Origin of the sequence: Hydrogenophaga sp. PML113, from assembly GCF_001777155.1 — a bacterium.
Lineage (GTDB): Bacteria > Pseudomonadota > Gammaproteobacteria > Burkholderiales > Burkholderiaceae_C > Hydrogenophaga > Hydrogenophaga borbori.
The window spans coordinates 694,135-719,036 of record NZ_MIYM01000001.1 but is presented as its reverse complement, the minus strand read 5'-3'; the positions used below and the strand labels follow the sequence as shown (position 1 = coordinate 719,036).

Here is a 24,902-nt window from a genome sequence, read left to right as displayed (position 1 = left end):
CAGAAAAAAAAGGGAGCCACTGGCTCCCTTTTTTTTGGTCGCGTGGATCAGGTGCCGCGGGGCCGGACGACGAGCTCAAGGTAGCCCGTCGCCGCATCGGGCTCGCGCGCGAAGTCCCAGTCGGGCAGCCAGGCGATCAGCAGCTCGGCCGTGGTGCGCACGCAGCAACCCGCCATCACGTGCCCACCCCACACGCGGCCCTGGGCGTCCGCCACGCTCATGTGAAGGTGCGCGTGGTCCATGCCCAGCGAGCCGCTGAGCGTGAGGATCTCGCTGGGCCCGGGCACGAGCAGGACGTCCTCGGCCGCCGCCAGGCGCAGGCGAGCGTCCACCAGGCTGCCGATGCCCGCGACCACGAAGGCCGCGCGCTGGTGGTGCTCACGCGCCGCCGATTGCAGTGCGGCGCGCAGGTCCTCACCCGGGTTCAGGCGCAAGGGCAGGTGGTCCATGGTGGCGGTCTACATCAGCTCATCGAGAAATCCGCGCGCCGCCGGCGAGAGCGGATGGCCGTTGCGCTGGTAGATATAGAACGCGCGCTCGATCGCGGGTTCGACCAGCGGGATGAAGCTCAGCTTGAGATCGCGGCGCAAGGCCCTGGCGTAATCGGGGGCGGTGGTGACGCCCAGGCCCTGGCCGACCAGTGCGAGCGCCGTGGGCAGGTGCTCGACGACGGTGGCGTCTTCCATGCGCTGGGTGCGGCCGTGCCGCCACAGCGCCTCGCGGATGTCTTTCTCGAACGTGCTCGGGTAGCAGATCCAGGGATCGTCCTGCGTGTCGCTCCATCGGATGGACCGCTTGCGCGCCGCGGGATGCGCGGACGAACAGACGAACTGGATCGCGACCTTGCGAAAGAAACGGCGTTCCACGCCGGCATCGCATGGCCGGTCCGGACCGATGCCGAACTCCACCGCACCGCGCGAGACCGCGGCGGGAATGTCCTCCAGCGCCGTGTCCATGATCTGCACGCTGACCTGCGGGTGCCGGGCCGAGAACTCGGCCAGCGCCGGGGGAATGAGCGTGCAGGCGAGCAGGCTCGGCGCGCTGAAGCGCAAGGAGCCCCGCTGCAGCTGGCGGACGTCGGCCGCGCTGACGGCGATGCGGTCCAGATCGTCGAGCATGCGCTTGGCGATGGGCACCAGCTGCAGGCCCATCTCGGTCGGCGTGATGCGCTTGCCCTCCCGATTGAACAAGGGCAGGCCGACCTCGGCCTCCAGTTGGCGGATCACCATGCTGACGGCCGACTGGGTCAGGTGCAGTCGGTGCGCGGCGCGCGTGAAACCGCCGGTCTCGACCGCGGCAATGAAGGCCCGCAGTTGCCGGAGACTGATGTGCATCAGCTGAACTTATGGGTGGGTCAAAAAACAGCGTTTGAATCCTAGCACCGGGGGCCGCAGACTCCACCGCCAGCACAGCCCCCACCCGCGACGCCCATGCCCCGAATCACCTTTGTCAGCCCCGATGGGGGACGCAGGACCATCGACGCACCCGATGGCGAAACCCTGATGCGCGCCGCGACGCAGCACGCGGTGGACGAGATCCTGGGCGAATGCGGCGGCGCCTGCTGCTGCGCCACCTGCCACATCTACCTCGACGAAGCCTCCCTGGCCAAGGTGCCGCCGGCCAGCGAGATGGAACGGCAGGTCCTCGAGTTCACCGCCGCGCCGCGCCGAACGGGCAGCCGGCTGGCCTGCCAGGTGCTGGCGGACCGGCTGAGCGACGGGCTGATTGTTGAACTGCCGGCGACCCAGATCTAGGCGCCACCCCCAAGACACCGTTTCACCACCTCACCCCTACTGCCATGCCACAAGCCCCTCGCCCCCGCTCCTTCCAGCTCCATCCCGACGACAGCCCCTGGGAACCCGCGGACTACAACATCATCTGGGAGGACGGCCGCGAATACGGGCGCTTCCGCCGCGTGCTGCGCCGCGACGCGCACGGCCTGACCGTCATCGCCCGCTTCGTGGCGCCACCGGGCAAGGCCTGGAAGATCATGGGCCGCGCGCCCGAACTCGGTGAAGAGGTCTACATCATGAAAGGCGCCTACTACGACACGCGCGGACGGGTCGTGGCCAGGGAAGGCAGCTTCATGTACAACGCGCCGGGCGCGCTGCACGGCGGCATCTCGACCGACATGACGCTGTACCTGCACTGGTGCAGCGGCAAGCCGGACGAGATCGTGTCGGTGGACCTGATCGACTTCGAGGTGGCCCCAGGCGCCTGAGGCCGCGGGGCCGAGGCCTTCAGCCCATGTGCAGGCCGCCGTTGACCGAGAAGTCGGCTCCGGTGGAATAGCCCGCCTCGTCACCGGCCAGCCAGGCGATGATGGAGGCGATCTCGCTCGGCTCGCCCAGGCGCTTGACGGGCACGGTGGCCACGATCTTGTCCAGCACATCAGGGCGGATCGCCTTGACCATGTCGGTGCCGATGTAGCCCGGGCTCACGGTGTTCACCGTGACGCCCTTGTTGGCCAACTCCTGCGCCAGCGCCATGGTGAAGCCGTGCATGCCGGCCTTGGCCGCCGAGTAGTTGGTCTGGCCCGCCTGGCCCTTCTCGCCGTTGACGGAGCTGATGTTGATGATGCGGCCCCAGCCCTTCTCCACCATGTCGGGCACGACCTGCTTGGTCACGTTGAACATGGAGTTGAGGTTGGTGCTGATGACCGCGTCCCAGTCCTCGCGCGTCATCTTGAGGAACATGCGGTCGCGCGTGATGCCCGCGTTGTTGACCAGCACGTCGATGGAGCCGTGATCGGCCTTGGCCTTGGCGAACGCGGCGACGGTGGAATCCCACTCGGCCACATTGCCCACGCTGGCGTGGAACGTGAAGCCCAGGGCCTTCTGCTCGTCGAGCCACTTCTGGTAATCGCGCGTGGGCCCGCAGCCGGCAACGACCTTGAAGCCCTCCTTGTGCAGGCGCTGGCAGATGGCGGTGCCAATGCCCCCCATGCCCCCCGTGACGTATGCAACCTTCTGACTCATGGTGACCTTTCCAGGCGATTGTTGTTGAACACGTTCATGCTAGCCGTGCGCTCAGCGCTCGACAGCAAGGGAAACCCCCATCCCGCCGCCGATGCACAAGGCCGCGAGGCCGCGCTTGGCGTCGCGGCGCTGCATCTCGTGCAGCAGCGTCACCAGCACGCGGCAGCCCGAGGCACCGATCGGGTGCCCGATGGCGATGGCGCCGCCGTTGACGTTGACGCGCGACGGGTCGAGCTCCAGCGCTTTATTCACCGCGCAGGCCTGGGCCGCGAAGGCTTCATTGAGTTCGAACAGGTCCACGTCGGCCGCCTTCCAGCCCGCGCGTGCCAGCGCCTTCTTCGACGCCGGCACCGGACCCATGCCCATGGTGGCCGGGTCCAGGCCGCTGGTGCCGAAGGCGGCGATGCGCGCCAGCGGCGTCAGGCCCAGCGAGGCCGCCTTCTTCGCGCTCATCACCACCACGGCGGCGGCGCCGTCGTTGATGCCGCTGGCGTTGCCCGCCGTCACCGTGCCCGCCTTGTCGAACGCGGGGCGCAGGCCGGCCAGCGCGTCGGCGCTGGTCTTCTTGTTGATGAACTCGTCGGCGTCGAAGACCAAGGGGTCGCCCTTCTTCTGCGGGATGCTCACGCCCACGATCTCGTCCTTGAACCGGCCGGCCTCCTGCGCGGCCGAGGCCTTCTGCTGGCTGCCCAGGGCCAGCGCGTCCTGCATCTCGCGCGTGATGCCGTGCGCCTTGGCCACGTTCTCGGCGGTGATGCCCATGTGGTACTGGTTGTAGACGTCCCACAGGCCGTCCACGATCATGGTGTCGGTCATCTTCCAGTCGCCCATGCGCTGGCCGTCGCGGCTGCCGTTGAGCACGTGCGGCGAAGCGCTCATGTTCTCCTGGCCGCCGGCGATGACGATCTCGCTGTCGCCGGTCTGGATGGCCTGGGCCGCGAGCATCACGGCCTTCAGGCCCGAGCCGCACACCGCGTTGATGGTGAGCGCGGGCGTTTCCTTGGCGATGCCGGCTTTCATCATGGCCTGGCGCGCGGGATTCTGGCCCACGCCGGCGGCCAGCACCTGGCCCATGATCACCTCGCCGATGGCGTCGTTGGGCAGGCCGCTGCGCTCCAGCAGCGCCTTGATGACGGTGGCGCCGAGTTCGGTCGCGGGCGTCTTGGCCAGCGTGCCACCGAACTTGCCGACCGCGGTGCGGGCGGCGGCGACGATGACGATGTCTTCCATGAGCGTTCTCCTGTAGGGATAAAAAGCAAATGCGATCCGGGACGGGCGTCCTTCAGCCCGAGGCACCGAGGAACCGGCTTTGCCGGGCCCCTGGTGTCGCCCCCGGGTGGGGGGCGACGCGAAGCGGCGCGGGGGAGAGTCATCTCACGCCTTGGCCTTCACGTAGCGGCCCGGCGCGGGTTCGATGGCGCCGTAGGCCTTGCCCCGGCCGTAGGCCTTGGGCGCGGGAATCTGCTTGCCCCCCAGGGGCTTGAGCCAGGCGGCCCAGTCGGTCCACCAGCTGCCCGGGTGCTCGGTGGCCTGGGCGATCCAGTCCTTCACGTTCTCCGGGAAGGCGCTGGAGCCGCTGGTCCAGTGGCTGCGCTTGCCCTTGCTCGCGGGATTGATGACGCCCGCGATGTGGCCCGAGGCGCCCATGACGAAACGCTTCTTGCCCGGGAACAGCTGCGTGCTGCCATAAGCGCCGCCGATGGGCACGATGTGGTCCTCGCGCGAGCCGTAGATATAGACCGGCAGCTTGACCTGGCGAAAGTCGATCTTCTGCCCGCAGACCGACACCTCGCCGGGCTTGATCAGGTCGTTCTGCAGGTACATGTGGCGCAGGTACCAGGCGTAGTAGGGGCCGGGCAGGTTGGTGCTGTCGGAGTTCCAGTACAGCAGGTCGAAAGGCGGCGGCGTTTCACCCTTGAGGTAGTTGCCCACCACGTAGTTCCAGACCAGATCGTTGGGCCGCAGGAAGCTGAAGGTGGTGGCCAGGTCGCGCCCGGGCATGAGGCCGCCATTGGCGAACTGCATCTCGCGAAAGCGCACGAAGTTCTCGTCGATGAAGACGTCGAGGATGCCGGTGTCGCGGAAGTCGAGCAGCGTGGTGAGGAAGGTGGCGCTGTGCACCGGCTGCTGGCCCCTCCCGGCCAGCACGGCGAGCGCCGTGCCCAGCATGGTGCCGCCCACGCAGAAGCCCAGGGCGTTGATGTCCTTGGCGCCGCTGATGTCGCGCACCACCTCGATGGCACGGATGACCGCGTCCTCGATGTACTGGTCCCAGGTGGCCTGGGCCAGCGACTCGTCGGGGTTGCGCCAGCTCACGACGAAGGTGCGGTGACCCTGCTCCACCGCATAGCGGATCAGCGAGTTGTCGGGTTGCAGGTCGAGGATGTAGAACTTGTTGATGCAAGGCGGCACCAGCAGGAAGGGCCGCTCGTACACCTTGGCCGTGAGCGGCTTGTATTCGATGAGCTGGAACAGCTCGTTTTCGAACACCACCGCGCCTTCGGTGGTGGCCACGTTCTTGCCGACCTCGAACACGCTTTCGTCGGTCATGGAGACGTGGCCCTGCTTGATGTCGTGCAGCAGGTTGGCCACGCCCTTGGCGATGCTCTCGCCCTGGGTCTCGATGGCCTTCTTCTGCGCCTCGGCGTTGAAGGCCAGGAAGTTGCTCGGCGCGCTGGCGTCGATCCACTGCTGCACGGCGAAGCGCACGCGCGCCTTGGTCTTGGCGTCGCCCTGCACGGCCTCGGCCATGGCCATGAGGGTGCGGGCGTTGAGCAGGTAGGTGGCCGCCGTGAAGGCCGCCAGGGGATTGCCGCCCCAGGCCTCGGACGCGAAGCGGCGGTCACCCTCCGGCCTGGCCGCCAGGCCCTGATTCCACAAGGCCGCGGCGTCTTTCAGGTAGGTCTGCTGGATTTCCAGCAAGGTGGCCGGATCGAGCGACGCCTGGGCGCCACCGGCCTGCTGGAACAGCTCGGTGAAGGCCGGCATGCCCATCGGTGCGGCGCCCTGCGCGGGCGGCATGAAGGCCCGGAAGGCGGCCATGGGGTCGGGCGCGGGCCCGGCCGTGGCGGACGCGGCGCCGGGAAAAGACTGGGCCATCTGCGTCCACTGCCGCACCAGGCCCTGCTGGAACTCCTGGGCCGCCTGGGCCCAGTCGGCCGTGTCGTTCTTCTTGCCCGATGCCATGCCAGTCTCCTCAGCTTTCACGCTCGGCCTACAGTGTCGGCCCTTGTCTTCAGGAATGTCCCAGTATCCCTGCGCCGCCCCTATGGGGCATTGACGCCAATCAACGAGAAAGCAAGCCGTGTACCTGGTCGTGATCGCTTGGATGTACGTCGTGCTGATGATGTCGGTGGCCGAGGCCACGAACACGACCGGCTCGGTGCTCGGGGCCATTGTGACCTTTTTTCTCTACGGGGTACTCCCCATGGTCGTGGTGGTGTACCTGCTGCGCACGCCGCAGCGGCGCCGCGCGATCAAGGCGCGCGAAGCAGCCGAGGACGCGGCGCGCGCGGCCGAGCGGGCGGCGCCCTCAGCCCAGCCAGACGCAGGCGGCGAAGCGACCGGTGCCGCCGAGGCGGGCGGCGTCGCGCCGGTGCGAAAAGAACCTTGAGCGTTCGCTGACGGTGCACCAGCCGGCGCTGCCGTCGTTGCCATGCAAGGAGCGCAGCCCGGCCGCCGACAGGCGCTGGCGCGCGAGCGCGGGCAGGTCCGCCCACCACTTGCCGCGCGTGGGGTGGGCGTGAAAGTGCGCGGCGGCCGCGCGGTCGGCGCTGACGAAGGCTTCCCACACCTCTTCGCCCACCTCGAAGGCCGTGGGGCCGATGGCCGGACCCAGCCAGGCCATCACCTCGCCCGGGCCGGCCACCTCGCGCAGCCGCTGGAGCGTGGCCTCCAACACCCCGGCGTGCAGGCCGCGCCAGCCGGCGTGCGCGGCGGCCACGGCACGGCCGCTGGCGTGGGCGAACAGCACCGGCAGACAGTCGGCCACCATGATGGTGGCGGCCTGGCCGGGCGTGTGCACCACGGCCGCGTCGGCCTCGGCGCCGTCGGGCGTGCCGGCGTCCAGCACCGCCACGCCCGTGCCGTGCACCTGGCGCAGGAACACCGGGCGCGCCGGCGCGCAGAACGCGGCCAGGCGCTGGCGGTTGGCGGCCACGGCGGCGGGATCGTCGCGCACGTGGTCGCCCAGGTTGAAGCTGTCGAAGGGCGGCGCCGAGACGCCGCCCGCGCGCGTGGTGCACAAGGCGCGCACGCCCGCGGGCGCGGGCCAGGCCGGCGTGAAAACCGAAGCGGGGGTGTCCGGCGCCATCAGGCCGCGATGCCGCAACAGGCCAGGGCCATCAGGCCTCGGCGTCCGGGCAGGCCGAGGGCTGCGCCTTCTGGAAGGCGTCCAGCGCCATGCAGGCCTCGAATGCGGCCATGGTGCGAGGCAGGCCACTGAAGTCGGCCTTGAAGCGCTGGCCATTGAAGATCTGCGGCACCAGGCAGCAGTCGGCCATGGTGGGCGTGTCGCCGTGGCAGAAGCGGCCCGAGGGTCCGGCGGCGAGCTGTTTCTCGAAGGCCTCGAGGCCGACGCGCACCCAGTGGCGGTACCAGTCGTTCTTGGGCTCCTCACCCACCTTGAGCTCGTTGACGAGGTACTTGAGCACGCGCAGGTTGTTGATGGGGTGGATCTCGCAGGCCACGATCTGCGAGAGCGCGCGCACACGCGCGCGGCCCAGGGCGTCGGTGGGCAGCAGCTTGGCGCCGGCCTGGGTCTCGTCCAGGTACTCCATGATGGCCATGGACTGCGTCAGGCGCGTGCCATCGCCGAGTTCCAGGGTGGGCACCAGGCCTTCGGGCAGTTGCTCGGACCAGGCCGCCTGCCGGTGCTCGCCGCGCGCGATGTGGATCGGCACGTACTCGTAGGGCAGGCCCTTGAGGTTGAGCGCGATGCGCACGCGGAACGAGGCCGAGGAGCGGAAGTAGTTGTAGAGCTTCATGGCCCCCGAGGATAACCCCCGGGGGCTTGCGCACCGGGGCGCTCAGGCGCCGGCCAGCGCCGGGTAGTCGGTGTAGCCCTTCTCGCCGCCGCCGTAGAAGGTGGTCCGGTCGGCGGGGTTGAACGGACCGCCCTGGCGCAGGCGCTCCACCAGGTCGGGGTTGGCGATGAAGGGCTTGCCGAACGCCACCAGGTCGGCGCCATCCTTCAGCGATTGCTCGGCCAGCGCGAGGTCGTAGCCGTTGTTGACCATCCAGGCGCCCTGTCCGCCCGCGCTGCGCCAGGCCTGGCGCAGCGCGGCGTAGTCGAAGGGCCGGTCGTCGATCTGCCGGGGGCCACCGGTGGCGCCCTCGATGACGTGCACGTAGGCCAGGCCCAGCGGGCCGAGCTCGCGCGCCACGTACTCGAAGAGCGGCTGCGGGTCGGCGTCGACGATGTCGTTGGCCGGCGTCACGGGCGACAGGCGGATGCCGGTGCGGCCCGCGCCGATGGCGCCGACGACCGCCCGCGTGACTTCCAGCAGCAGGCGCGCGCGGTTCTCGATGGCGCCGCCGTAGGCATCGTCGCGCTGGTTGGCGCCGGTCTTGAGAAACTGGTCGAGCAGGTAGCCGTTGGCGGCGTGGATCTCTACGCCGTCGAAGCCGGCCTCGATGGCGGCGAGCGCGGCGCGGCGGTAGTCGTCCACGATGCCGGGCAGTTCGTCGGTCCGCAGCGCGCGCGGCGGCGAGGTTTCCACGAAGGTCGGCACGCCGTCGACGATGAGCACGGTCTTGGTCTTGGCCGTGACGGCCGAGGGCGCCACCGGCGCGCCCTTGCCCGGCTGCAGTTCGGTGTGCGAGACGCGGCCCACATGCCAGAGCTGGGTGACGATCTTGCCGCCGGCCTGGTGCACGGCCTCGGTCACGCGCTTCCAGCCGGCGATCTGCTCGGGCGCGTACAGGCCCGGCACGTCGGCGTAGCCCTGCCCCTGGTGGCTGATGGCGGTGGCCTCGGTGATGAGCAGGCCGGCGCTGGCGCGCTGGCGGTAGTAGGTCGCCATCAGCGGCGTGGGCACGGCGCCGGGCGCGCGGTTGCGCGTGAGCGGCGCCATCACGATGCGGTTCTTGAGTGCGATGTCGCCCGCGCGGGTGGGCTCGAACAGGGTGGTCATGGGCGGTTTCTCCAGATGAAGGGGCGCGGCCCGCAGGCCGCCGACACCCGCATTCTCGGGCCGCGCCGCAAAGGGCCTACGCCCCGTACGGCCAAGCGATTGGCGCTACCCGACGCCGCCCGCGCCGGCGCGCCAACCGCCTCAGCCCACCACCAGCTTCATCAGCGGCATCACGCGCTCGCTTTCGCTGCGCCGCTCCAGCGCCAGGCGCATGTTCATCTGCGCCACCTGGGTGTGTTCCACCGCCAGGGCCTGGGCGCGGGCGCCCTCGCCGCGCTTGAGGGCGTCGAACAGCATGTGGTGCTGGCGGTGCGCGTAGAGCATCCAGTCGCGGTCCATGGCCACGGTGCCCTGCATGGGCAGCATGGCCGAGGCCGGTGCGAAGGGCAGCTTGTCGTTCAACACCACCGCGCGCTGCAGGGCGCGATTGCCGCAGGCCTGCAGGATGAGTTCGTGGAAGCGGTCGTTCATGCGCGCGTAGGCCGCGTAGCTTTCCAGCGTGAGCGGGTCATCGGCCAGCAGGCGGTCGCCTTCGTCCAGCACGGCCTGCAGGTCGTTCTGCAAGGCACGCGGTATCCCGTGTTCGGCCACCAGCCGCGCGGCCATGCCCTCCAGGTGGCCACGCACGGCGATGGCGTCGACCACCTCCTGCGCGGTGAACTGGCGCACCAGGTACTTGCCGGTCTCGTTCGCCTCGACCAGGCCTTCCTGCTCCAGCGTCACCAGCGCGGCGCGCACCGGCGTGCGCGAAGCGCCCAGGCGCTCGGCCAGCTGTTGTTCGGCCAGGCGCTGGCCGGGCTCGAACTGGCCCGACAGGATCCAGTCGCGCAACTGCATCAAAACGGTTTCTTGCAAGCTCATGGTTGAAACTGTACACTGCATTTTCAAAACGGGATACCGTTTTAGACAGAACCCCCACCCAAACCTTCCAGAGCCCCATGAAAGCTGAACTGAATCAACGCCTTACCCAAGTCGGCCCCGGCACCCCCGGCGGCAACCTGCTGCGCCGCTACTGGCAGCCCGTGGCCCTGGTCGACGAGTTCAATCCGGCGATCGATCCGGCCATGGCGGTTCGCCCGGTCAAGCCGGTGCGGGTGCTGGGCCAGAACTTCGTGCTGTTCAAGAACAGCGAGGGCCGCTTCGGCCTGCTCGACCGCGATTGTCCGCACCGCGGCGCCGACCTGGCCTACGGCCGCAACGAAGGCGACGGCCTGCGCTGCCCCTTCCACGGCTGGAAGTTCGACGTCGAGGGCCGCTGCCTGGAAACGCCCGCCGAGCCCGCCGGCAGCACGCTGTGCAAGCGCGTGACGCAGAAGAGCTATCCGCTGATCGAGCGCAGCGGCGTGCTGTTCGGCTGGTTCGGCCCCGAGGGCGTGGAGCCCCCGCCCCTGCCCGCCCTGGACTGCTTCAGCGCGCCCGACACCCACGTCTTCGCCTTCAAGGGCCTGTGGAACTGCAACTGGCTGCAATCGCTGGAGGTGGGCATCGACCCCGCGCACGCCTCGTACCTGCACCGCTTCTTCAACGACGGCTCGCTCGACGACGCCTATGGCAAGCAGTTCCGCGGCGCCAGCGCCGGCGAAGTGGACGGCGAGCGCTGGCCCATGACGCGCGTGATGCGCGAGTTCGGCCAACCCGAGATCCTGCACGAGCCCAAGCCCTGGGGCCAGCAGCTCACCGCGCTGCGCAGCCTGAACGACGAGCTCACCCACGTGCGCGTCACCAACTGCGTGTTCCCCCAGACCTTCGTGATCCCGCTGTCCGAGACGATGACGATCACGCAGATGCACGTGCCGGTGGACGACACCCACAACTACTGGTACGCCTTCTTCACCAGCTTCGACAAGGCCGTGGACAAGGACGCCATGCGCAAGCCGCGCCTGGACGCCGTGACCCTGCCCTTCTTCCAGCCCAAGATGGGCCGCCACAACGACTGGGGCTTCAACGCGAAGGAGCAGGTGGAGCGCACCTACCTAGGCATGGGCGAGGAAGACATCAATGTGCACGACCAATGGGCCTGCGAGAGCATGGGCGCCATCCAGGACCGCACGCGCGAGCACCTGGGCACCAGCGACAAGGTCATCATGGCCCACCGCCGCATGCTGCAGCAGGCCATCGACACGGTGGAGCAAGGCGGCACCGCCCCCGGCATCGCCGACGCGGCCAAGCATGGCGACATCCATGGCCCCGACACCATCGACGGCTTCGCCCCCACGGGCGACTGGGACGCCTGGTGGCGCAAAGCGGTGGACGACCGCCGCGAACGTTCGCCCTGGAGCGCGAAGGACGCGGCCACGGCGGGCGCCAAATGAGCTTCGCCGAACGCTGCGGACTCCACACCCCCGAGCGCGAAGCCGCCTGCCAGCGGCTGGAACGGCTGATCGCCGAGCGCGGCATTCAGCGCGTGCGCGTGGGTTGGTGCGACGCGCACGGCCTGCTGCGCGGCAAGACGCTGATGCCGCACGCCGCCGTGCGCGCGCTGCGCCAGGGCGTGGGCATGGTGGGTACGCTGATGCTCAAGGACACCGCCGACCGCACGGCCTGGAAGGTGTTCGAGCCCGGCGGCACGGCCGACCTGCCCGGCTTCGCCGGCGCCTCCAACCTGCTCCTGCTGCCCGACCCCGAGAGCTTCATCGAGCTGCCCTGGTCGCCCGGCACCGCCTGGCTGCGCGCCCAGCCCTGGCATGAGGACGGCCGGCCCGTGGCCTTCGACAGCCGGCGCGTGCTGCAGGCCGCGCTGGAGCGGCTGGCGCAGCGCGGCCTGGGCTTCACCACCGGACTGGAGGTGGAGTTCCACATCTACCGCCTCACCGACGCCACGCCCCAGCTCGACCCCGAACGGGCCGCCTGGCCGGGCCTGCCGCCGGCGGTGCAGATGGTGCACCCGGGCTACCAGCTGCATGGCGAGGCCATGACCGACATGGCCGAGGACGCGCTGCGCATCGTCGAGCGCACCGCGCTGGGCCTGGGGTTGCCGCTGCAGTCGCTGGAGATCGAACTCGGCCCGAGTCAGGTGGAGGCCGTGTTCGACGCCACCGACGCGCTCACCGCCGCCGACCAGATGGTGCTGCTGCGCAACGGCGTGCGCCAGGCGCTGCGCCGCGAGGGCTACCACGCCACCTTCATGTGCCGCCCGCCCTTCCCCGGCATCATGTCCAGCGGCTGGCACCTGCACCAGTCGGTGGTGGCGCTGGACGGTGGACGCAACGCCTTCATGCGCGACGCGCCCGCGCCCGGCACCGACCCGCGCGACGCCACCCACACGCTCAGCGAACTGGGCGCCGGCTGGCTGGCCGGTCTGCTGGCGCACGCGCCCGCGCTCACGCCGCTGTGTACCCCCACCGTCAACGGCTTCGGCCGCTTCCGCCCGAACGCGCTGGCGCCGCAGGCCATCCTGTGGGGCCGCGACAACCGCGGCGCCATGCTGCGCGTGGTGGGCGGCGCGGGCGACGGGGCGACGCGCATCGAGAACCGCCTGGGCGAGCCGGCGGCCAACCCCTACGTCTGCATGGCCGGCCAGATCCACGCCGGCCTGGACGGCGTCGACCAGCGACTGGCCGCGCCCCAGGGCACCGAGGCACCCTACGCCGAAGGCAGCCAGCGCATCCCCAACAACCTGGGCGACGCCCTGGCCGCGCTGCGCGCGGACGCCGCCATGGTCAAGGGCCTGGGCGAGACCGTGGTGAACCACTTCTGCCGCATCAAGCAGAGCGAACTGGAGCGCCACGCCGCCGCCGAGGACAAGACCGACTTCGAACGCCGCGAGTACTTCTCGCGCTACTGAACCCCACGCACCATGATCAAGATCCGAATCATCAACGCCGACCAGAGCGAGACCGAGCTCAGCGGCGCGCCCGGCAGCAGCCTCATGAAGGTGGCCGTGGACGCTGGCGTCAGCGGCATCGCGGCCGACTGCGGCGGCACCCTCACCTGCGCCACCTGCCACGTCTACGTCGACCCCGCCTGGGCCGACAAGCTGCCGGCGCCAGCCACCGACGAGAGCGACATGCTCGACTTCGCCGCCGCGCCGGTGCGGCCCGAAAGCCGCCTGTCCTGCCAGATCGTGCTGACGCCCGAACTGGACGGCCTGGTGGTCACGCTGCCGGCCAACCAGTATTGAAGTGGCACACTCGGGGGTCTTGAGCGCCTTCGGCCGACCGAAGGCGCTCGCACCGCAGCGCATTGCGCGGAGGTTTATTCAGTGCCCGCCTACGTCATCCCCCCGCCCCCCACCGTCTCCGTGCCCGTGGTCGGGCGCGCCGAGCGCTTCCCGGTCCACCGCATCTACTGCGTGGGCCGCAACTATGAGGAACACGCCAAGGAGATGGGCTTCACCGGCCGCGAGCCGCCCTTCTTCTTCCTCAAGCCGGCCGATGCCATCGTGGTGGCCGACGCCGGCCAGACGGCCAGCCTCCCCTACCCGTCCCTGACCCAGAACCTGCACCACGAGATCGAGCTCGTGGCCGCCATCGGCACCGGCGGCAGGAACATCAAGGCCGCCGACGCGCTGAGGCACGTCTTCGGCTACGCCGTGGGCCTGGACATGACCCGGCGCGACCTGCAGGGCGAGATGAAGAAGCAGGGCCGCCCCTGGTGCATCGGCAAGGCCTACGACCAGTCGGCCCCCATCGGCCCCATCACCCCGGCCGCCCAGGCCGGCGACATCGCCAACGCCGCCATCTGGCTGCAGGTCAACGGCGCCGACCGCCAGCGCAGCAACGTCAGCAAGCTGATCTGGAACCTGGCCGAGACCATCGAACACCTCTCCGCCGCCTGGGAACTGCAGCCCGGCGATCTCATCTACACCGGCACCCCCGAGGGCGTGAACGCCGTCGTCAGCGGCGACACCCTGCACGGCGCGGTCGACGGCCTGGTGCCCATCACGGTCAAGATCGCCTGAAAACCGCCGATCTTGGGGTTTGACCTCTGATACAGGGGCACACCCACGGTTTAAGCTTGAACCAGTTCACCAACCCCGGAGACCCTTCCATGATCCAGCGCAGAACCCTGCTCCAGTCCGGCGCGGCCATCGCCCTCGGCGCCCCGGCCCTCACCGGCTTCGCCCAGCAAAGCGTCACGCTCAAGTTCCACACCTTCATGGCGCCCCAGTCCAACGTGTGGCTCAACATGCACAAGGCCTGGATGGACAAGGTCGAGAAGGACTCCGGCGGACGCATCAAGTTCGAGGCCTACCCTGCCATGACGCTGGGCGGCTCGCCGGTGCAGCTGTACGACCAGGCGCGCGACGGCGTGGTCGACGTCGTCTGGACCCTGCCGGGCAACACCCCGGGCCGCTTCCCCCGCATCGAGGTCTTCGAGCTGCCGTTCATGATGAACAACGCCGAGGCCACCTCCAAGGCCTACTGGGAGTACGTGCAGACGGTGGCGCAGGACGAGTTCAAGGAAACCCAGCCCATCGCCCTGCAGGTGCACGGCCCCGGCATGTTCCACATGCGCAACAAGCTGGTGAAGACCGCCGACGACCTGCGCGGCTCCAAGGTGCGCGGCCCCACCCGCCAGATCACCAAGATGCTGGGCCTGCTGGGCGCCACGCCCGTGGGCATGCCGCTGCCGCAGATTCCCGATTCCCTCTCCAAGGGCGTAATCGACGGCTGCGTGATCCCCTGGGAGGTGGTGCCTTCGGTGAAGGTGCACGAACTCACCAAGTTCCACAGCGAGTTCGCCCCGGCTGGCGGCGCGCTGTACACCACCACCTTCGTGATGGCCATGAACAAGGCCAAGTACAACAGCCTGGCGCCCGATCTCAAGGCCGTGATCGACAAGAACTCGGGCATCGAGACCTCGGGCTGGCTCGGCAAGACCCAGCAGGCCGGCGACGCCGCCGGCCGCAAGGCGGCGGCCGACCTGGGCAACACCATCTACCAGATTCCCGCCGCCGACGCGCAGGAGTTCAAGCGCAAGGCCCGCCTGGTGGAAGTGGAGTGGATGCAGGACATGGACAAGCGCGGCTTCGACGGCAAGAAGCTGTTCGAGACCGCCAAGGCCCTGATCGAGAAGCACGGCAAAAAGGCGTAAGCCGCCCGCTTGCCTGACCAGCCGGGGACATCCCCGGCTTTTTTTTGCGTTCCGCCCACTACACTGCCCCGATGCTGCGTCCGCCCGCCAAGTTCTGCCGCCACTGCGGCACCGCTGTGCAGATGCGCCTGCCCGACGACGGCGACACGCGCGAGCGCGCGGTCTGCCCGGCCTGCGGCACGGTGCACTACGACAACCCGCTCAACGTGGTGGGCACCGTGCCCGCCTGGGGCGCCGAAGGGGACCGGGTGCTGCTGTGCAAGCGCAACATCGAGCCGCGCTGGGGCAAGTGGACCCTGCCCGCCGGCTTCATGGAGCTCGGTGAGACCACCGCCGAGGGCGCGCTGCGCGAAACCGACGAAGAGGCCGGCGCGCAGATCGAGCTGGGCGAGCTCTTCACCCTCATGAACGTGCCGCGCGTGGGACAGGTGCACCTGTTCTACCGCGCGCGGCTGCTCAGCGAGCGCTTCAACCCCGGGCACGAAACCATCGAGGCCCGGCTGTTCCGCGAAGACGAGATCCCCTGGGACGAGATCGCCTTTCGCACCGTGCGCGAAACGCTGCAGTGCTACTTCGCCGACCGCCGCCAGGGCCGCTTCGGCTTCCACACCATCGACATCGTGTGAGGCATGGCCAGCAACACGCCGCTCGTGTTGCGCCTGGGGACGGCCCAGACCCTGGCCTGGGCCTCCAGCTACTACCTGCCGGCCATCCTGGCCCGGCCCATGGCCGAGGGCGCGGGCGTGTCCGAGGGCATGGTGTGGACGGCGTTCTCGGCGGCGCTGCTGCTGTCGGCCGGCATCGGCCCGTTCGCCGGCCGCGCCATCGACCGCTTCGGCGGGCGGCCGGTGCTGGTCGCCAGCAACCTGGTCTTCGCCGCCGGCCTGGGCCTGCTGTCGCTGGCCGATGGGCCGGCGCTGCTGTTCGCCGGCTGGCTGCTCATTGGCGTGGCGATGGGCGGGGGCCTGTACGAAGCGGCCTTCTCGGCGCTGGTGCGCCTGCAAGGTGAGGCCGCGCGCGACGCCATCACCGGCATCACCCTGCTCGCGGGCCTGGCCAGCACGCTGGGCTGGCCCCTGTCGGGCTGGATGGAGGCGCAGTGGGGCTGGCGTGGAGCCTGCCTGGGCTGGGCGGCGCTGCATCTGCTGCTGGGCCTGCCGCTCAACGCCCGCCTGCCGCGCGCGGTGGCCTTGCCTCCCCCCCGGCCCCATGGCGACGGCCAGGAGACGGGAGCGCCGCCGCGCGCGCCCCGCCACGTGGCCTGGGTACTGGCCTACGTGTTCGCCGCCACCTGGTTCGTGAGCACCGCGCTGGCCTCGCACCTGCCGGCCATGCTCATGGCCAGCGGCCTCAGCCTGGCCGGCGCACTGGCGGTGGGCGCGCTGGTGGGGCCGGCGCAGGTGGCCGGCCGCCTGCTCGAATTCGGCGGGCTGCGGCGCTTTCACCCGCTCGTCTCGGCGCGTGTGGCCGCCGCCATGCACCCCGCGGGCGTGCTGGTGTGGATGGCGGCCGGCGCGGTGGCCGCGCCGGTGTTCGCCGTGCTGCACGGCCTGGGCAACGGCATCCTCACCATCGCCAAGGGCACGCTGCCGCTGGTCTATTTCGGCCCGGTGGGCTATGGCCGCCGGCAGGGCTGGATCGTCGCGCCCTCGCGGGTGGCCCAGGCCTTCGCGCCGCTGCTGTTCGGCGCGCTGGTGGAGCGCTGGGGCGCGCAGGCGCTGTGGGTGTCGGGGGCGCTGGTGGCGAGCGCGCTGCTGTGCCTGCTGTGGCTGCGCTCCGCGCCGGTCGACCGTAGGACCTAAGGGTTCGCCCTGTCATTCCAAGGCGGGGGCGTCGACCGACCAACACCGTTTGGCGACCAGTCGTAGGCCCCAATGCCCAGGCCGCCATGTCACCGGAACATGAGCTCATGACTTCGTCACCCATGCAGCATCGTGGGGATCAAAGGAGTCAGCATGGACGAACCGGATCTGTCGACCTGGTTGCAGGATTGGCGATACGCCGCGCGCAGCGAACCAGCGCTCGGCATACACAGCCTGGATCCGATCGTCGTGTCGATCGACGACGACAACTGGGTCACCTTGTCGGCCACGGCGTCGCCCGACATGCTGCGCCTGGACATGCTGCTCGACGCGGACCTGCCCGACGAGGCCATTCCCTGGCTGGTCCGCCAGATCCTGCACTGGACCTTCGACCACCCCTACGCCGAAACCGCCCTGCAGTTCGCCCTCGCGCCCGACGCGACGCTCCTGGCCTACACCCACCTGCGCGTATCGCCCGAAGACGAAGCGCCAACGGTGATGGAGAGCATCCACACCGCCCTCGACCAAGCGGAGGACGCCTGGGGCCAGATCCTGGTCGACGCGCTGCTCAAGGCCCATCTGGAAGAGCGCGTCCCGGCCGGCGAACCCTCCGCACTCGCCGCCTGAGGGCGCCACCCCATCACCCAACGCCCTCTCGAACGCATCGACATGAAGCCTTGGACGACGCGACAGCCCTACGAACGGCACCACCATTCATGGTCGACGTCAGACCCGAGCACCCCGCGCCAGCGATCGGGAAGCGCCTCGTCCGACGAATCGTCGGAGGAACTCACCGTTCCCCTGCTCGGACAACGGGCGGCGAAGCACATCGCCCAGGCGCATGTCGATCGGTCCCGCCGTCCCCCCAGGGGGAGTGGCAGCTTCGGTGCGATTCAGCCGTCGGGCGATGCCATGCCCGTGCACACCCCACTGGCGCTGCCTGCGCTGCCAGACGCCCCCGGCATGGCCACCCCCCAGTCTCTGGTGCCTTGGGCACCCCAGCCACGGCTCCCTGGGGCGATGGCGGCGGAGATCACGCAGAACCAGCGCCACCGCGTGGCATTGACGGTGCACAACAAGAGCGTGGTCTATGGGCTGTGGGCGCTCACGGCGATCGGCCAGGTGATCCTGGCCAGCGTGAGCGCGGGCGCGGGCGTGGGCGGTCAGGCCTCTCCGGCGCCCGCCTTCCTCAGGAGTTTTTTCTCCTTCTACGACGGCTTCATCGTCAACAGCGACCACCGCTACGCCGACCGCGACTACAAAAAAGTGCGGGGCCTGCTCGAACAGGCCCTGGAGGATTGGCGAACCATGGCCCGGCAGGTGAACGGGCAGCCACTGGACGAAGCCTCCGAGCAACTGCTGGCCGCGACCCGCTACGCCGTGACGCTGCTTGCCGAAGTGTTGAGCGGCATCGAATCGACCTTCCTCACCATCCCCCAGGCCCGACTGTTGAAAACGCACCGCGACCTGTCCCTGGCCGCTGAAGACAAGTGGCTGGAACGCCAGCGACTGCCCGATACGGTTCTCAACGCCTCCCCAAGGGCGGCGCTGGACCAGGAGATGCGCGAGCTACTGAAGCAGCTCGATGCCTTGCCACACCTGCGCCACCCGCCCGTGACGCGCCGCGACCTCAAGGACCTGCAGCTGGAGGTCCGCCGAGGGGGCCGTCGGATTCGCCGTCTGGAAAAGACGGCACCCCTCGATCCCCATTTGGCGACCCTGCGCGCTGAGCAGGCCGATCGGCAGAACCGACTCGACCGGCTGCGCCCTTTCTTCAGCCGAGGCCGGGGCATCGCCCTGTTGGGGAACCCCCGCGATTTGGGGCCGCGGCAATTGGTGGAGATGCGCGATTGGGAGATCAACAAAATCACCGTGCCCGCCTCGGTGGCCTCCACGCTCGCCAACCTGATCGTGTCGAACCTGCACCTGGGCGCCCTCGCGTCACAAGGAATGGGCATTGCCGGCGCCCTGCTCGGCCTGGCGCTGACCCCGATCAGCTTCCGGTTCGCCGAACTCGACATGGAGGTCGCCAAGCGCGAGCGCCGGAGCACCGCCGACGGCATCCGCGGGGTATTCAGGCAACTGGCCGACGCGGTCGGCCTCAAGAATGACCTGGTCGGTGAATCCTCCCAGGCCACCATCGGCAGGTACCTGGTTGACAACCAGATCACCACCTTGCGTGGCGAGTTCAAGGCGCACAAACAAACCCAGTGGTACACGGGCATTCGCGCGCTCAGGGCGCAGTTCGTGTTCCTGCTGACCACGCCGGTGGCGGCCATCGCCCTGGGCGGCACGGCCCTTGCCCTGATCATCGTGGCCAACGTGGCCACGGCCGGCCTCGTGAGCGTGGTGGCCCTGGGCATCACTGCCGCGGTGCTGGCGCCCTTCTATGCCAGCATCTGGCACCGGCTGCGCAAAGCCAAGCAGGCCAAGGACGCAGACAAGCAACAGCTGCGCATCGAGCAGCACCTGCAAAAGGTGCTGGGCACGGACTACACCCAGTGGATCTACACGCTGTCCCAGGCAGAGTTCGATCGGCGCATGCAAGTGGCCAGGCAGAGCGCGCCCAAGGGCTTGCGCCAGGGGCTGGAACGCCAGGCCTTGCTCAAGCACAACAAGTTCGTCGCCATCGAGTGGCTCTCGCGCGATCTGCTGGGCGCCGCGCGACAGGCCGCCCTCAAGGGCGAGGCCGTGCGCGAGAGCTTCGCGGCGCAGATGCTGCGCAAGATGGGCCTGTGCGATGACGATGTCGACTACCTGCGGACCTGCCTCCCGCTCTGCGCGAATGAGCAGCACTACCTCGGCGTGTGCCGCAGCACCATCGCCGCCAAGGTGTACAAGACCCGGCACTTTCGGTCCGATCGCCTCCCGTTCCACAAACCGGCGGCCTCCGTCGAGAACACCCACCAGGCGCTGCTGGCCCTGCTGAACGATCCTGCCCATGCCGGCCTGCGGCAGGACCTGATCGCCGCGACCTCGCGCGATGCGCTGCATCCCTGGGGGGCCGCCACCACCCAAAAACGCCTGAACCGCGAGGAGCGCTTGGCCCGGTTCAGGGCCGCGCTGCTGGAAAGGAACATCGATCTGGACGACCTCGAGCGGTTCAGAACCAAGCGCACCGCCTTTCACATGGACGTGTCCGAACAGGTGACGACGACGGCGGCAACGGCGACGACGACCACCACCACGACAACAACGACGACCACAAGGGTCATGGGCCACAAGCTCCAGTGGCTGCTGGAGGTGCTGATCGACCCCAGCGAGCACGTCCCGTCCCCGCGCCATCTGCAGCCCCTGGCCCAGGCACCCAAGGTCCAGGCGCCGTTGATGGGCCACGACGTGCTGGTCGGCGCCATTCAGGAAGTCGGCCACACCAAACTGAAACCCTGGTTGGTCAAAGAACTGGAGGGCCCCAGCTTCCGCACGCCCAACCCCATGGGCACGGCGGGGCAGTTTCTGAAGCGGATCGATCAGCGCCCTGAGCTGATCGACGAGGTACTGAACGCCCTGAAGGCGTGGAAGCTGCGCAAATTGAGCGAACTGCCCGGCAAGCCCACCGCGCCCCCGGGATTCAACAGCCTGGACGACTGGTTGCTCGCGGCTTTGCAGGAACGCATCGACCACTCCCAGACGCTCAGCGATGGCATGGAGGCCGGCCTGGCCGCCGGGCACAAGCAGCGGGGAAAGCGGCTTTTCCGCCACCTGTCCGACGGCCGCCTGGCGGCCATGGCCTGCGCACGGCGCCAGGAGGCCCTGATGAACGGAATGGCCACGCCCCTGCATCCCCGCACCGGCTTGCAGCGCTTGATTTCCGTCGAGTAGAGAGGCCATGGGCCTCGCCCGTGGCGCTCTTCGGCTGGCGCCACCGGGCGGGCCTCTGCAAACAAAAAGGCCTTGCGATCACTCGCAAGGCCTTTTTTCTGGAACGGGGTTCCTGGTGGGCGGTGCAGGGTTCGAACCTGCGACCCCTGCCGTGTGAAGGCAGTGCTCTACCACTGAGCTAACCGCCCGATCAGCGCCGCTTGGCAGCGCTGTCGGAAGCCTCGCATTATAGCCAGATTTTCTGGGCCGCTTTTTCAGGCCGCTTCCAGCCGCCGCCACAGGGTCTTGCCCTTGCTGGATTTGTCGAGTTCGGCCAGCACGGTGTCGTGGGCCAGTGCTTCCTGCTCGTTGGCGCGCAGCACGGGCAGGTCCAGGCGGCTCAGGTCCACCACCTCCACCACCCCGCCCTCGCCCGGCGCGTCGGCCACCTCGATGAGCAGCGCGTCCTGGCCGCGCGTCATGTTGATGTAGACGTCGGCCAGCAGTTCGGCGTCCAGCAGGGCGCCGTGCAGCGTGCGGCCCGAGTTGTCCACGCCCAGGCGGTCGCACAGCGCGTCCAGGCCGTTGCGCTTGCCCGGGAACATCTCCTTGGCCATCACCAGGGTGTCGAGCACACCGCTCACCACCTCGGTCACGCGCGGCAGGCCCAGGCGCCTGAACTCCATGTTCAGGAAGCCAATGTCGAAGGGCGCGTTGTGGATGATGATCTCGGCGCCGCGCAGGTACTCGATCAGCTCCTCGGCGATGGCCGCGAACTTGGGCTTGGTGCGCAGGAATTCGTTCTGGATGCCGTGCACCTTGAGCGCGTCCTCGTGGCTGTCGCGCTCGGGGTTGACGTAGTGGTGCAGGTTGTTGCCGGTGAACTTGCGGTTGAGCAGTTCCACGCAGCCAATCTCGATGATGCGGTCGCCGTTCTCGGCCGACAGGCCGGTGGTCTCGGTGTCGAGAATGATCTGGCGCATCAGTGGTTCTCTTTGGCGTGGTTGATCGTGTACTTGGGTATCTCGATCGTCACGTCCTGCTGGGCCAGGATGGCCTGGCACGACAGGCGCGACTGTGGCTCCAGGCCCCAGGCGCGGTCGAGCAGGTCTTCCTCGTCCTCCTGGGCCTCGTTCAGGCTGTTGTAGCCCTCTCGCACGATGACGTGGCAGGTGGTGCAGGCGCAGCTCATGTCGCAGGCGTGCTCGATGTTCACGCCGTTCTCGAGCAGGGCCTCGCAGATGGAGGTACCGGCCGGCGCGCTGATGGTCTTGCCCTCGGGCGCGTACTCGGTGTGCGGGAGGATCTTGATCGTGGGCATGGGGTTCTTGGACTCAGACTTCTTCGATCTTCTTGCCGGACAGGGCCTGCTGAATGCCGCGGTTCATGCGCTCGGCGGCGAAGGACTCGGTGCCCTTGGCCAGCGCCTCGATCGCGGCCTCGATGGCGGCGGCGTCCTCGCCCTCGGCGGTGGTTCGCAGGGCGGCCATGAGGGCGTCGATCGCATCGCGCTCGTCGGCCCGCAGCAGATCGCCATCGGCCGCGAGCGCGGAATGGGTGGCCAGCAGCAGGCGGTCGGCGTCGACGCGGGCCTCGACCAGGGCGCGGGCCTGCATGTCCTGCTGAGCGGTGGCGAAACTGTCCTGCAGCATGCGGGCAATCTGCTCGTCGCTCAACCCGTAGGACGGCTTGACGTCGATGCTGGCCTCGACACCCGAGGTCAGCTCTTTCGCGGCCACGGCGAGCAGGCCGTCGGCATCGACGGTGAAGGTGACGCGGATGCGCGCCGCGCCCGCCGCCATGGGCGGGATGCCGCGCAGCGTGAAACGCGCGAGGCTGCGGCAGTCGGCCACCAGATCGCGCTCACCCTGCACCACGTGCAGCGCCAGCGCGGTCTGGCCGTCCTGGTAGGTGGTGAAGTCCTGCCCGCGCGCGGTGGGGATGCTGCTGTTGCGCGGCACGATGCGCTCGACCAGACCACCCATGGTCTCGATGCCCAGCGACAGCGGGATCACGTCGAGCAGGAGCAGGTCGCCGTCCTTGCTGTTGCCAGCCAGGGCGTTGGCCTGGATCGCCGCGCCCAGCGCGACGACCTCGTCCGGGTTGAGGTTCACCAGGGGTTCGGTGCCGAAGAAGCTGCCCACCGTGCGGCGGATCACCGGCATGCGCGTGGAGCCGCCCACCATCACAACGCCCTTCACCTCGTCCTTGGACGTGCGCGCGTCGCGCAGGGCCTTGCGCACGGCGGCCATGGTGCGGGCCGTGAGCGGCTCGGTGCAAGCCTCGAAATCGGCGGCGGTCACGCTTTGCTCCACCACGCGGCCCGCCAGCGTGGCGCGGAACGGCACCTGAGCGTCGGCCGACAGGGCCTCCTTCACGCGCCGCGCCTCCTTGTGCAGCGCCGCGCGCGCGGAGGCGTCCAGCGATTCGATCGCCATGCCTTGGCGCTGCAGCACCCAGGCCGCGAGCGCCTGGTCGTAGTCGTCGCCCCCGAGCGCGGAGTCGCCGCCCGTGGCCAGCACCTCGAACACGCCGCGCGTGAGGCGCAGGATGGAAATGTCGAAGGTGCCCCCGCCCAGGTCGTAGACCGCGTAAACGCCCTCGGCGCCGTTGTCCAGGCCGTAGGCGATGGCCGCGGCCGTGGGCTCGTTGATGAGGCGCAGCACCTCGATGCCGGCCAGCTTCGCGGCGTCCTTGGTGGCCTGGCGCTGCGCGTCGTCGAAGTACGCGGGCACGGTGATGACGGCGCCGAACAGGTCGTCGGCGAAGCTGTCCTCGGCGCGGTAGCGCAATGTGGCCAGGATCTCCGCGCTCACCTCCATGGGGGTCTTGCGGCCGGCCACGGTGTCGATCTGGGCCATGCCGTCCTGGTCGACCACCGCATAGGCCAGCCGGTCCACGTCGACCACCTGGTCGCGCCGGCGGCCCATGAGGCGCTTGACCGAGCTGATGGTGTTGGCCGGGTCGTCCACCTGCGCGGCCAGCGCGTCGTGCCCGATCTGGCGACCCGAACCGCCGGCCGAGGCCGGGAGGTAACGCACCACGCTGGGCAGGATCACGCGGCCTTGCTCGTCGGGCAGGCATTCCGCCACGCCATGCCGCACCGCGGCCACCAGGGAATGCGTGGTGCCGAGGTCGATGCCGACCGCCACCCGGCGCTGGTGCGGGTCAAGGGACTGGCCGGGTTCGGAAATCTGCAGGAGCGCCATCGGGGTTGTCTGTCGTGTCGGTATCGCGGGAACGGGAGCCGCTTATTGTCCCCGCTGATCGAGCCGATCCTCCACGTCGCTGGCAAAGCGCTCAATGAACATGAGGGCTCTGACTTGACGCGCGGCCTCCGGCGCGTCACCCCGCTCGTCCAGCGCGGCGCGCAAGGCCTCGACGCGCGCGCGCCTCGCCTCGGCCACCTCGTCGGCCAGGGCCTCCAGCGCCTCCACGCCCTCGGTCTCGTCGAGCGACTCGCGCCACTGCATCTGCTGCATGAGGAAGTCGGCCGGCATGGCGGTGTTGTTCTCGGCCTCGATCGGGGCGCCGCGCCGCTCGCACAGGTAGGCCGCGCGGCGCAGCGGGTCCTTCAGGCGCTGGTAGGCCTCGTTGATGCGCACCGACCATTGCATGGCCTGGCGCTGCGTGGCCGGATCGGCGTGCGCGTTGCGGTCGGGATGGGCCTGGCGCTGCAGGTCCTTCCAGCGCGCGTCGAGCGCGGCGCGGTCGATGGCGAAGGACTCGGGCAGGCCGAAGAGCTCGAAGTCGCTGGATTGCAGGTTCATGGAAAAAGAAAGACCGCCGAGGCCTGCGCCGGGCGGTCGATTCGAGACCTCATCGCTCAGATTCTGAAGCTCTCGCCACAGCCGCAGCGGTCCCGTTCGTTGGGGTTGTTGAACTTGAAGCCCTCGTTGAGGCCTTCGCGCACGAAGTCGAGTTGCGTGCCGTCGATGTAAGGCATGCTTTTCGGGTCGACCAGCACCTTCACGCCGTTGTCCTCGAACACCACGTCCTCGGGGGCGATCTCGTCGGCGTACTCCAGCTTGTAGGCCAGGCCCGAACAGCCGGTGGTCTTGACGCCCAGACGCACGCCCACGCCCTTGCCGCGCTTGGCGATGTAGCGCGTGACGTGGCGCGCCGCAGCTTCGGAAATCGTGACGGCCATG

The 24,902-nt window shown here is 69.2% G+C and carries 26 protein-coding genes and 1 tRNA gene; 12 read left to right on the top strand and 15 right to left on the bottom strand.

The window, feature by feature from the left end; all coding sequences use genetic code 11:
* Positions 1-47 precede the first annotated feature (47 nt).
* A complete protein-coding gene (locus tag BHU06_RS03325; protein WP_070397692.1) occupies positions 48-449 on the bottom strand; it encodes a PPC domain-containing DNA-binding protein in 402 nt (133 codons plus the stop codon).
* Positions 450-458: 9 nt separating this feature from the next.
* Positions 459-1,334 (bottom strand): LysR family transcriptional regulator, encoded by an 876-nt coding sequence (locus BHU06_RS03320; protein WP_070397691.1) that lies wholly within the window; start codon positions 1,332-1,334, stop codon positions 459-461.
* 96 nt (positions 1,335-1,430) lie between these two features.
* Between BHU06_RS03320 and BHU06_RS03315 the strand changes: the two genes are divergently transcribed.
* Together BHU06_RS03315 and BHU06_RS03310 are read left to right on the top strand one after the other, a co-directional pair.
* Positions 1,431-1,754, top strand: a complete 324-nt coding sequence (locus BHU06_RS03315; protein WP_070397690.1) for a 2Fe-2S iron-sulfur cluster-binding protein — start codon at positions 1,431-1,433, stop codon at positions 1,752-1,754.
* Between the two features lie 44 nt (positions 1,755-1,798).
* Positions 1,799-2,221 carry a hypothetical protein gene (locus BHU06_RS03310; protein WP_070397689.1) on the top strand — a complete coding sequence of 141 codons (423 nt, stop codon included), beginning with the start codon at positions 1,799-1,801 and terminating at the stop codon, positions 2,219-2,221.
* Between the two features lie 19 nt (positions 2,222-2,240).
* On the opposite strand, the gene phbB is transcribed toward BHU06_RS03310, so the two are convergent.
* From phbB to phaC, 3 genes are all read right to left on the bottom strand, one after another.
* Positions 2,241-2,978: an acetoacetyl-CoA reductase gene (phbB, locus tag BHU06_RS03305; protein ID WP_070397688.1), complete on the bottom strand. Its 738-nt coding sequence runs from the start codon at positions 2,976-2,978 to the stop codon at positions 2,241-2,243.
* A gap of 51 nt (positions 2,979-3,029) precedes the next feature.
* A complete protein-coding gene (locus tag BHU06_RS03300; protein ID WP_070397687.1) occupies positions 3,030-4,208 on the bottom strand; it encodes an acetyl-CoA C-acetyltransferase in 1,179 nt (392 codons plus the stop codon).
* A 144-nt stretch (positions 4,209-4,352) separates the two neighbouring features.
* Positions 4,353-6,164 (bottom strand): class I poly(R)-hydroxyalkanoic acid synthase, encoded by a 1,812-nt coding sequence (phaC, locus tag BHU06_RS03295; RefSeq protein WP_070397686.1) that lies wholly within the window; start codon positions 6,162-6,164, stop codon positions 4,353-4,355.
* 118 nt (positions 6,165-6,282) lie between these two features.
* On the opposite strand from phaC, the gene BHU06_RS03290 reads away from it, so the two are divergent.
* A complete protein-coding gene (locus tag BHU06_RS03290) occupies positions 6,283-6,591 on the top strand; it encodes a hypothetical protein (protein WP_070397685.1) in 309 nt (102 codons plus the stop codon).
* On the opposite strand, the gene pgeF is transcribed toward BHU06_RS03290, so the two are convergent.
* The 4 genes from pgeF to BHU06_RS03270 form a co-directional block, all read right to left on the bottom strand.
* A complete protein-coding gene (pgeF, locus tag BHU06_RS03285; protein ID WP_070397684.1) occupies positions 6,511-7,290 on the bottom strand; it encodes a peptidoglycan editing factor PgeF in 780 nt (259 codons plus the stop codon). The genes BHU06_RS03290 and pgeF overlap by 81 nt on opposite strands.
* A gap of 31 nt (positions 7,291-7,321) precedes the next feature.
* Positions 7,322-7,963 carry a maleylacetoacetate isomerase gene (gene maiA, locus BHU06_RS03280; protein WP_070397683.1) on the bottom strand — a complete coding sequence of 214 codons (642 nt, stop codon included), beginning with the start codon at positions 7,961-7,963 and terminating at the stop codon, positions 7,322-7,324.
* A 42-nt stretch (positions 7,964-8,005) separates the two neighbouring features.
* The gene (locus BHU06_RS03275) at positions 8,006-9,112 is read right to left on the bottom strand and encodes an alkene reductase (protein ID WP_070397682.1); all 1,107 of its coding nucleotides are present in this window, start codon (positions 9,110-9,112) and stop codon (positions 8,006-8,008) included.
* A 141-nt stretch (positions 9,113-9,253) separates the two neighbouring features.
* Entirely contained in the window at positions 9,254-9,973 is a 720-nt protein-coding gene (locus BHU06_RS03270; RefSeq protein WP_070397681.1) for a GntR family transcriptional regulator, read from the bottom strand.
* Between the two features lie 77 nt (positions 9,974-10,050).
* Between BHU06_RS03270 and BHU06_RS03265 the strand changes: the two genes are divergently transcribed.
* The 9 genes from BHU06_RS03265 (at position 10,051) to BHU06_RS03225 (ending at position 20,772) form a co-directional block, all read left to right on the top strand.
* Positions 10,051-11,424 (top strand): Rieske 2Fe-2S domain-containing protein, encoded by a 1,374-nt coding sequence (locus BHU06_RS03265; RefSeq protein ID WP_070397680.1) that lies wholly within the window; start codon positions 10,051-10,053, stop codon positions 11,422-11,424.
* The gene (locus BHU06_RS03260; protein WP_070397679.1) at positions 11,421-12,896 is read left to right on the top strand and encodes a glutamine synthetase family protein; all 1,476 of its coding nucleotides are present in this window, start codon (positions 11,421-11,423) and stop codon (positions 12,894-12,896) included. Before BHU06_RS03265 ends, BHU06_RS03260 begins: the two co-directional genes overlap by 4 nt.
* 12 nt (positions 12,897-12,908) lie before the next feature.
* Positions 12,909-13,232 (top strand): 2Fe-2S iron-sulfur cluster-binding protein, encoded by a 324-nt coding sequence (locus BHU06_RS03255; RefSeq protein ID WP_070397678.1) that lies wholly within the window; start codon positions 12,909-12,911, stop codon positions 13,230-13,232.
* 81 nt (positions 13,233-13,313) lie between these two features.
* The gene (locus BHU06_RS03250; RefSeq protein WP_070397677.1) at positions 13,314-14,012 is read left to right on the top strand and encodes a fumarylacetoacetate hydrolase family protein; all 699 of its coding nucleotides are present in this window, start codon (positions 13,314-13,316) and stop codon (positions 14,010-14,012) included.
* 89 nt (positions 14,013-14,101) lie between these two features.
* Positions 14,102-15,148 (top strand): TRAP transporter substrate-binding protein, encoded by a 1,047-nt coding sequence (locus BHU06_RS03245; RefSeq protein WP_070397676.1) that lies wholly within the window; start codon positions 14,102-14,104, stop codon positions 15,146-15,148.
* Between the two features lie 71 nt (positions 15,149-15,219).
* Complete coding sequence (locus BHU06_RS03240; protein ID WP_070397675.1) at positions 15,220-15,774, top strand: NUDIX hydrolase; 555 nt, start codon at positions 15,220-15,222, stop codon at positions 15,772-15,774.
* A 3-nt stretch (positions 15,775-15,777) separates the two neighbouring features.
* Positions 15,778-16,950 (top strand): MFS transporter, encoded by a 1,173-nt coding sequence (locus BHU06_RS03235; protein WP_070397674.1) that lies wholly within the window; start codon positions 15,778-15,780, stop codon positions 16,948-16,950.
* 153 nt (positions 16,951-17,103) lie between these two features.
* The gene (locus BHU06_RS03230; RefSeq protein ID WP_070397673.1) at positions 17,104-17,577 is read left to right on the top strand and encodes a hypothetical protein; all 474 of its coding nucleotides are present in this window, start codon (positions 17,104-17,106) and stop codon (positions 17,575-17,577) included.
* 393 nt (positions 17,578-17,970) lie between these two features.
* Positions 17,971-20,772, top strand: a complete 2,802-nt coding sequence (locus BHU06_RS03225; protein WP_070397672.1) for a hypothetical protein — start codon at positions 17,971-17,973, stop codon at positions 20,770-20,772.
* Between the two features lie 113 nt (positions 20,773-20,885).
* Here the strand turns inward: BHU06_RS03225 and BHU06_RS03220 are convergent.
* The 6 genes from BHU06_RS03220 to iscA form a co-directional block, all read right to left on the bottom strand.
* A tRNA-Val gene (locus BHU06_RS03220) sits at positions 20,886-20,960 on the bottom strand.
* Positions 20,961-21,026: 66 nt separating this feature from the next.
* On the bottom strand, positions 21,027-21,734 hold the full coding sequence (dnaQ, locus tag BHU06_RS03215; RefSeq protein WP_175442788.1) for a DNA polymerase III subunit epsilon: 708 nt from the start codon (positions 21,732-21,734) through the stop codon (positions 21,027-21,029).
* Positions 21,734-22,072 carry an ISC system 2Fe-2S type ferredoxin gene (gene fdx, locus BHU06_RS03210; protein ID WP_070397671.1) on the bottom strand — a complete coding sequence of 113 codons (339 nt, stop codon included), beginning with the start codon at positions 22,070-22,072 and terminating at the stop codon, positions 21,734-21,736. Before fdx ends, dnaQ begins: the two co-directional genes overlap by 1 nt.
* A 13-nt stretch (positions 22,073-22,085) precedes the next feature.
* Positions 22,086-23,960: a Fe-S protein assembly chaperone HscA gene (gene hscA, locus BHU06_RS03205; RefSeq protein WP_070397670.1), complete on the bottom strand. Its 1,875-nt coding sequence runs from the start codon at positions 23,958-23,960 to the stop codon at positions 22,086-22,088.
* Positions 23,961-24,002: 42 nt separating this feature from the next.
* Entirely contained in the window at positions 24,003-24,521 is a 519-nt protein-coding gene (hscB, locus tag BHU06_RS03200; protein WP_070397669.1) for a Fe-S protein assembly co-chaperone HscB, read from the bottom strand.
* Positions 24,522-24,577: 56 nt separating this feature from the next.
* On the bottom strand, positions 24,578-24,901 hold the full coding sequence (gene iscA, locus BHU06_RS03195) for an iron-sulfur cluster assembly protein IscA (protein WP_070397668.1): 324 nt from the start codon (positions 24,899-24,901) through the stop codon (positions 24,578-24,580).
* Between the last annotated feature and the right edge of the window lies 1 nt (position 24,902).

Coding starts and splice junctions, on each gene's coding strand:
- pgeF (WP_070397684.1), bottom strand. CDS start 7,290: ATGGCGCCGGACACCCCCGCTTCGGTTTTCACGCCGGCCTGGCCCGCG.
- BHU06_RS03260 (WP_070397679.1), top strand. CDS start 11,421: ATGAGCTTCGCCGAACGCTGCGGACTCCACACCCCCGAGCGCGAAGCC.
- BHU06_RS03240 (WP_070397675.1), top strand. CDS start 15,220: ATGCTGCGTCCGCCCGCCAAGTTCTGCCGCCACTGCGGCACCGCTGTG.
- BHU06_RS03300 (WP_070397687.1), bottom strand. CDS start 4,208: ATGGAAGACATCGTCATCGTCGCCGCCGCCCGCACCGCGGTCGGCAAG.
- BHU06_RS03275 (WP_070397682.1), bottom strand. CDS start 9,112: ATGACCACCCTGTTCGAGCCCACCCGCGCGGGCGACATCGCACTCAAG.
- BHU06_RS03235 (WP_070397674.1), top strand. CDS start 15,778: ATGGCCAGCAACACGCCGCTCGTGTTGCGCCTGGGGACGGCCCAGACC.
- BHU06_RS03225 (WP_070397672.1), top strand. CDS start 17,971: ATGGCGGCGGAGATCACGCAGAACCAGCGCCACCGCGTGGCATTGACG.
- BHU06_RS03230 (WP_070397673.1), top strand. CDS start 17,104: ATGGACGAACCGGATCTGTCGACCTGGTTGCAGGATTGGCGATACGCC.
- BHU06_RS03265 (WP_070397680.1), top strand. CDS start 10,051: ATGAAAGCTGAACTGAATCAACGCCTTACCCAAGTCGGCCCCGGCACC.
- phaC (WP_070397686.1), bottom strand. CDS start 6,164: ATGGCATCGGGCAAGAAGAACGACACGGCCGACTGGGCCCAGGCGGCC.
- BHU06_RS03255 (WP_070397678.1), top strand. CDS start 12,909: ATGATCAAGATCCGAATCATCAACGCCGACCAGAGCGAGACCGAGCTC.
- maiA (WP_070397683.1), bottom strand. CDS start 7,963: ATGAAGCTCTACAACTACTTCCGCTCCTCGGCCTCGTTCCGCGTGCGC.
- BHU06_RS03310 (WP_070397689.1), top strand. CDS start 1,799: ATGCCACAAGCCCCTCGCCCCCGCTCCTTCCAGCTCCATCCCGACGAC.
- fdx (WP_070397671.1), bottom strand. CDS start 22,072: ATGCCCACGATCAAGATCCTCCCGCACACCGAGTACGCGCCCGAGGGC.
- BHU06_RS03320 (WP_070397691.1), bottom strand. CDS start 1,334: ATGCACATCAGTCTCCGGCAACTGCGGGCCTTCATTGCCGCGGTCGAG.
- dnaQ (WP_175442788.1), bottom strand. CDS start 21,734: ATGCGCCAGATCATTCTCGACACCGAGACCACCGGCCTGTCGGCCGAG.
- BHU06_RS03245 (WP_070397676.1), top strand. CDS start 14,102: ATGATCCAGCGCAGAACCCTGCTCCAGTCCGGCGCGGCCATCGCCCTC.
- BHU06_RS03325 (WP_070397692.1), bottom strand. CDS start 449: ATGGACCACCTGCCCTTGCGCCTGAACCCGGGTGAGGACCTGCGCGCC.
- hscA (WP_070397670.1), bottom strand. CDS start 23,960: ATGGCGCTCCTGCAGATTTCCGAACCCGGCCAGTCCCTTGACCCGCAC.
- BHU06_RS03270 (WP_070397681.1), bottom strand. CDS start 9,973: ATGAGCTTGCAAGAAACCGTTTTGATGCAGTTGCGCGACTGGATCCTG.
- iscA (WP_070397668.1), bottom strand. CDS start 24,901: ATGGCCGTCACGATTTCCGAAGCTGCGGCGCGCCACGTCACGCGCTAC.
- BHU06_RS03315 (WP_070397690.1), top strand. CDS start 1,431: ATGCCCCGAATCACCTTTGTCAGCCCCGATGGGGGACGCAGGACCATC.
- hscB (WP_070397669.1), bottom strand. CDS start 24,521: ATGAACCTGCAATCCAGCGACTTCGAGCTCTTCGGCCTGCCCGAGTCC.
- phbB (WP_070397688.1), bottom strand. CDS start 2,978: ATGAGTCAGAAGGTTGCATACGTCACGGGGGGCATGGGGGGCATTGGC.